Source organism: Phascolarctobacterium sp., from assembly GCF_030531065.1.
Classification (GTDB): domain Bacteria; phylum Bacillota; class Negativicutes; order Acidaminococcales; family Acidaminococcaceae; genus Phascolarctobacterium_A.
In genome coordinates this window covers 66,676-73,731 of record NZ_JAUNOQ010000006.1, presented here as the reverse complement: position 1 = coordinate 73,731, position 7,056 = coordinate 66,676, and the positions used below count along the sequence as shown (strand labels likewise).

Here is a 7,056-nt window from a genome sequence, read left to right as displayed (position 1 = left end):
CAAAAACAACTTATTTCCATCATAGCACCTCTATCCTACTATAATAATGCACTTTCTTGCTCCTCTCCCAATACCAGACCTCTCTGCACATAGCAAGAAAAGCTTTCAAAAACTTTACGCTAACTTCAGGCATTTCAACAATTATTACTTCTGTTTAGATAAACTAACTGTAGGTACTTCAACATATCGATGCAATAAATATGCTGTAGTCATAACTATCAATATAGTAAATACAACCCCTAAATATATATTCCAATGATTAAGTACAAAAAATTCTAGTATAGAATAACCCATAACTCCATGCACAGCATATAACGGAAAAGAAATATCTGCTAAAAAATCAAGTATTTTATTATTTTTGAAAGAATTCCTCTTATAATAGCACAGCCAAAATATTATTAAAGCTAAACTATAGTTAAAGAACATACTAGATTTAAAAGCAGCAAACATAATATTATTATCTATAGTATAATTAAACGCCCACAGCATCAATAAAATTAACGAAGCTCCTAACTTGTACGTAATCATATCTCTGAACATAAAGTTAAATACTGACCCTATAAACATAAATAATATTATAGGCCCATCTAATAAAACAATATGTTTTTGAATATGTACTATTTCCTCAAAATTCACATTAACAAACAAGATACTGCACAATATGCATATACAAGCCATAATAAGGGAATATACTTTTTGCCTAAAGAAATAATAAAATAATACACTTATCATGTAAAACTTAAGCTCTATTTCTAAAGTCCATGATACACCATCTATACTGGGAATCCAAAACAAATCTCTAACTAAAAATATCTGTTTTATAAAATGCATTACCTGTATAGTAAATTCTGAATTATAAACAACAGAATTAATATATATGCACAAAACAGTAATGCAAAGAGCCATACTATATGTCGGATAAATTCGTAAAACCCTATTTAAAGCAAACTTCCGGGGGGGGGGATATTTATCCATCGAAAATGGTATAACAAAACCACTAATCAAAAAGAAGATAGCAACTCCTAAATGACCATAACTTATGCTTGTACAAAAATTAAATATCTTATACAAAAATTCCATTCCTGCATGGCTATCAGATATATGGCTAATATGCAATAATTCATGTACTGCCGCTGGTCTAGTATAAAAAACATCAAAATAATGGCTTATTAATACAATCATGGCAGCAATACCACGTAAAGAATTGGCAAATACTATTTTCCCCATGTTTTTATTCATTCCTTTTATCTTTTTCAATGAATGTTTCAAAAGCTTTCACATAATCTGCAGCAACCACACTGTAAGTGCGCTTTGCCATTTCTTCATATAAAGGCAATTCTTTACGATATAGTCCATCTATATCGGCTAAAGCCCATTCAATTTTATCCGCAATAGCACGCCAATCGTAAGGGTCAAACATAATTTCTTCCAAGCCAGCAGGTTCCAACACTTCTCTAACCTGTGGAATATCACTCATAATTGAAGGCGTACCTACCGACATACCTTCACCAAAGGTAAAAGGGAAACCTCCTTCGTACAGAGTAGGATTAACAACCAAATCAGCGCAGTGATACAACGCAGCCAAAGTCTGTGCGGGAACATTGTAAAGGCTAATGATATCATTTTCCAATCTATGTTCTTTTATATAACTGCCTATTTCTGTCTTCTTCTGTAAATCAGCAGTTATATATAATTTATATGTGCAGAATTTTCTTCTAACTAAATATTCATATGCTTTGATTAAATTTAACATATTCTTATTAGGTCTTACTTGGCTAGCATAAAAAATATATTTTACGTTGCGACTACCACAGCTCTGTAACAAATCTCTAGCGAAAATATCAGTCCAATCGTTATCTGATGCAACTCTATTAGCTAATGTATCATCAACTTTAATATAAGTAAGCATATCATTATTAGCATGATTAATAGCAACTGTATTTTTATCATCCTTAGAATACTGATCTACAAGTAATACTTTACGTAAATATTCACAATAAGTAATAAAAAATTTGCCTTCTAAAATTGTTTTTCTACATTTATCAGTAGAATTTTCTGCATTATATACATTAGAAAATTCATACGGAAATTCTTGGGTTACTAAATCTGGAGCATTAATAACTACCGTCCCATGAATATTATTAATTTGAGGCCAAAAAATAGCAGGAACAAACCACACATCTTGTTTTTCTAATTTATTGATTATACCAACCAAATTTTTTAGAACTTCATCAACCATATTTGAAAATAAATATAAAGGAACATCCATCCTATAGAAAAAGTTATATTTATACCTAATATATTCAAGTATTTTATTTATTTTTATATTAAAAGGAATTTTCTTACTTTTAGCTAACTTTATTAATATTATAAGTGCATAAACACTTATAATTAAGAAGCTTGGAAGCAAAAATATTATACTCGCTAATAAAGCTAAAATGCTCCAAATAGCAAAGCTGAAAGTTGATTTTGCATCACTCACTTTTACCAACAATCTTTTTATTAACAATATAATATGAGATAATACTATATGTTTTAGCCCAGAAGTTTTCCTTCTAACTTTAAAAAAACTATATAATTTCCATAATGGTGGATTATCTTTAGTTGTTATTATAGTAATATTATTCTTATTAGCAGAAAAAGTATCCAATAATTCATTTAATGTAGATAATAACCAAAAAGGACACGCAATTGTAATATTATGATTTTCTTCTTGAAAACCTTTGATTAGCCCGCCAATATATCTACCTAATCCTTCTTTCCCTAATTTTACTTGTGGCCCATATCCCAAAAAAATTCCTATCTTCATAATGTTAACACCTAAAATCCAATAGTTTCTTTTATACATTGATATAATTTACAGGCTTGTTTCCTATATTCATTTAATACTAATTTCTCACGTTTAGGTATCTTCTTTGCATAAATATCACAATTCTTTTCCATATCAAACAAGGCACTCTCCATCATTTCCACATTAAATGGATCTACATATTGAATAGGAATACCAAAAAAATCAGCTAAATACCTCATTGCGGGGTAATCGCTACTTAATGAAGGAATCCCATACCCAGCAGCATCAATTACACTACCACTACCATTATCACCATACCCTGGATGAAAAACAAATTTCGCGTTATTTAATAATTTCCAAAACTCGTTTTTCATCATATCTCCTTGAAAATGCAAATGTCTTTTGAGTTCCTGGCTATTTTGAATAAATTCTTGGACTTTTTCAACATATTCTACAGAAACAGGTGCTTGCGCTAAATTCATTCCGGGTTTTAAATATTTACTATTAGCACCGGTAATAAAACATTCAAATTTTCCACCATTATGGTAATATTGCTCTAAAGCCCTCAAAGCGCGCAAATGGTTTTTATGCGGTGCTGCATTTGTTGGCCACAACAAATAGTTTTCTTTACAATCACTTAGATATGCTGGTTTTTCCGGAAGTTCTAATAATAGAGGTGTTAAAACCACCTTATCTGATTCTAAATTAGCGAATTGAATAGCGTCTTCCATCGTTGCTCTACTAGTTACAAATACGCTATTAGCCGATTTTTGGTTTGTCAATTTAATAACATTAGATTCTCTTGATACAGATTCAGGCACATATCTTTGAATATAATCATGAACAACTACAGAAAACGGTCTTAGACAAAAAAACGGACTAATAACATTACCTGCATCGGCAGTAAAAATAAGGTGCTTACAATCCTGAAAATCAGATATACCATCTTTCAAAACAGCATACGTTGGAAAAGGAAGATTAACTCTATGTCTACTCTCTAAACCTGCTATTTTCATTATTTTGTATACCCGAGAAACAGGTTCTTCGCTATACACAAAACTTCTTAATTGCACATTTTCTTTTTTTAATACGCTAAAATAGTCCTTATCTTTATATATTTTATTCTCAGGATATGCGAATATAATTTCTGCTGCGTCTCCTTGTCTTTTAATTTCGTTATGAATATTTAAAGCGAATCTTATACTGTAATCTAAAACACCACCAGTATAAGGCGCTGGTAAAATTATAGCTATTCGATTGTTATTTGAACCTTTTACAATATCATACATAGAAAGTGACTCTTCTATTTTTTTCATAGCTTGTTCCCAAATCGGTTTACAGTAAGATACTTTAAACCATCCCAATAATACAGTTTGAGTTTCTATTACATCTTTAACAAAAGAAGTATCACCATTAAGTAACCCCTTTAACTTTTTCCTGGCTTCGTTTATCGTCTTTGCTCTACCGGGAAGATTAACGCCACCCAAATAATCTAACATGCCTCCGCCCATAAAAATAAGTGGCATCCCCTGTCGAATAGCTTCTAATGGATGATAATGTAAATGGTAAGGTTCTCGGCTATGATAATACATACCTGCTAGATGATTCATATTATATTCATACTCATCATTTGACATAAATCCTTTAACATTCTTATCTTCATTAACGGGAATAGGTTGTGCTCCAGCAATAATATGGGGTAAATCGCCAAAGCATTTCTTGAAATCATTATATACTTTATTATAATAAGTATTAACTTTTATTTTTGGTGATACAAAAAGGAACTTTTTCTCTCCACCTATCCATGTGTTTTTCACAGTTGAATCAGCTAAGCCTATAGGCACAAACAAAGAACGTCTTTGCAAAAAAGTACATTCTATCTCTTGTAAATTACTATATGTAGGAAGAAACCAAAATCTATTTCCACAATCCATAAGCATCTCTAATGTTCTAATCCCTAAATAATTAGTATATGTTAAAGACTTTTCTAAACCAAAAGCATGTAAACATATAGCACCTTTAAAATGCTTAGCTAATACTTCAAGCATATTAATATTAAGCATACAAATCGCTATATCAAAATATTTATTCAATACTTCTATTGTATCAATAGACAAGCACTCATAAAAATTTATATTATTAAGTTGATCTAGAACCTCTTGCGGTATTGTCAACGAAGAATCATATTCATAGCTTATACTTGCGCTAAAATCAAATATATTCCACTTTTTAGGACAATAAACCTCATAACCCATACTTATTAACATGGGAACCTCAAATTTTCTTAAAGAAGTATGATTAAATAACCACAATATACGTTTAGCCATTTCAATCCTCGCATTTTTTAGCCATATGATTTTTATAATATTTAATTATTTCTTTAGGATTGCCGTCTGCTACAATATTTCCATGATCTAACATGATTACACGATTACATACTTGTTCTGCCATTGCTAAATCATGCGTTACAAAAACCATAATACTGGCCTGATATATCAAATCAAGCATTCTTTTTCTAGCTTTCTCCATAAAAGCAGCATCACCAGCAGCAACAACTTCGTCTAATAATAATATTTCTCCAGATAAACTGGTAGATACTGCAAAAGCTAAACGAACTAACATACCGCTTGAATAGCTCTTTATAGGAAAATCGATAAAATTTCCTAACTCTGTAAAATCAATAATTTCTTTTGTTTTTGCCTCTATTTCTTGTGGAGATGCTCCTAACAAAAGCCCCCGATAAACTATATTTTCCCTTCCCGTAGATTCTAAGTCAAAGCCTAATCCTATATCAAATAGTGCCTTGATTTTTCCCTGTACATCAATATCGCCACTTACTATAGGATAAATTCCTGCTATTGTTTTTAAGAGAGTGCTTTTCCCACTACCGTTATGTCCTATTACACCCAAACGTTCTCCCTGTTCAACATGCAAAGTAAAATTTTTGAGTGCATGAACATCTTTAAGCAAAGGCTTAGGCTTTTCTAGTTTGAGATAAGAAAAAATCTCTTGTTTTAATGTAGTCGCATTATAAACATTAGATGGATAGCACATATCTACATTATCCATGTATATATGTAACTTTTTCATATTTTTGCACCTCGTTAAAATTTTGTTATTGTTTTAAAGATAACTAATGCTATTATTAAGAATTTAAAAATTGATTTGGATTAATATGAATTATAAGCGTTCTTTGCTTACCATTGATTTTTTTATGTACGACCATTTTATGAAAAATCTCTTGCTTTATACTTTTTATATTTTCTTCTGAGTTTTTTATCGCTTCTAATAATAATCTAGGAGGAGAAAAATAAAACTTCGTATTTTCTTTTTCCTTGTGCCCATATTCTTGATAATTATATTTCTCAAGTTCTAACCAATATGATTTTTGGTTAGTCCCCCTATAATAAACATTACAAAAAGCTTCATCTCTATCTTCAAAAATTTCATTTGGAAACGCTCCATCACCAATAAAATGTATTACCAAACCATCATCATTGGTTGCTATAAAGCTAGATTTTACTGTCAAAAGATTATCAATAAATTTTTTCAAATTATAAACATAAAAACCACTTATTCCCTTAGTTTTTATATCTAACTCATCACTGAAATAATCATCCAACTGTAGTTGATTTAAATTTTCAAAAAATTTTTCTCTATCTGCAATATGCAATCTTTCTATAATATCTCGATAGGCTTTCATTCCTTTATTTGTAAAGTTTTTATAACTGATATTTTTCTCAAGCTGATATACAGCGTCACATATACCTGCTACTAAAAAATTGTCTTGGTAGGAGATAGTTTTAATGCCATGCGCATATGCTAAAAATTCTGCTTCCTTATTGAACCCACTATACGAGAAAAAGGCCCCTACTTCTATAAATCTCTTAGGTAATCCTGTAATATCCAATTCTAACTCATCAGCAAAATAATTTTCTTGGATATCTTTTACTACGCCAATAAAATTACGTATTTTTTCTTTTTCTATAGGATTTTTATAACACTTTACTTCTCCTAAAATACGTATTGGATACATAAATGGACTTATAATATTATAGTCGCATGGGCAATCTATTTGATGCCAAGCGCCACGACCCTTTAACTCAATAAAATTTCTTCTTTTTTCCCTTATACGTTCTTCTGTATCAGGAATTTCTACAATACCAAAGCCATTATTCTGAAGCATTTTTAAAATTGCATATTCAAATAAAAATCCTCTTATCTGACCTCTTTGTGAAACAGAATCCCCTTTCATCGACGTCTTC

General features: G+C 30.5%; 5 protein-coding genes. All 5 read right to left on the bottom strand.

The features are described from left to right. Positions 1-144 precede the first annotated feature (144 nt). Genes Q4E64_RS05535 through Q4E64_RS05515 form a run of 5 tightly spaced genes read right to left on the bottom strand, consistent with a single transcriptional unit; the run spans position 145 to position 7,046 of the window. Positions 145-1,227 carry an acyltransferase gene (locus tag Q4E64_RS05535; RefSeq protein ID WP_303166756.1) on the bottom strand — a complete coding sequence of 361 codons (1,083 nt, stop codon included), beginning with the start codon at positions 1,225-1,227 and terminating at the stop codon, positions 145-147. A 4-nt stretch (positions 1,228-1,231) separates the two neighbouring features. Then, entirely contained in the window at positions 1,232-2,809 is a 1,578-nt protein-coding gene (locus Q4E64_RS05530; RefSeq protein WP_303166755.1) for a glycosyltransferase, read from the bottom strand. An 11-nt stretch (positions 2,810-2,820) separates the two neighbouring features. Continuing rightward, positions 2,821-5,118, bottom strand: coding sequence for a glycosyltransferase (locus Q4E64_RS05525; RefSeq protein ID WP_303166754.1), 2,298 nt, complete (start codon positions 5,116-5,118; stop codon positions 2,821-2,823). A gap of 1 nt (position 5,119) precedes the next feature. Beyond that, a complete protein-coding gene (locus tag Q4E64_RS05520) occupies positions 5,120-5,881 on the bottom strand; it encodes an ABC transporter ATP-binding protein (protein ID WP_303166753.1) in 762 nt (253 codons plus the stop codon). 55 nt (positions 5,882-5,936) lie between these two features. After that, the gene (locus tag Q4E64_RS05515; RefSeq protein ID WP_303166752.1) at positions 5,937-7,046 is read right to left on the bottom strand and encodes a hypothetical protein; all 1,110 of its coding nucleotides are present in this window, start codon (positions 7,044-7,046) and stop codon (positions 5,937-5,939) included. Positions 7,047-7,056 lie beyond the last annotated feature (10 nt).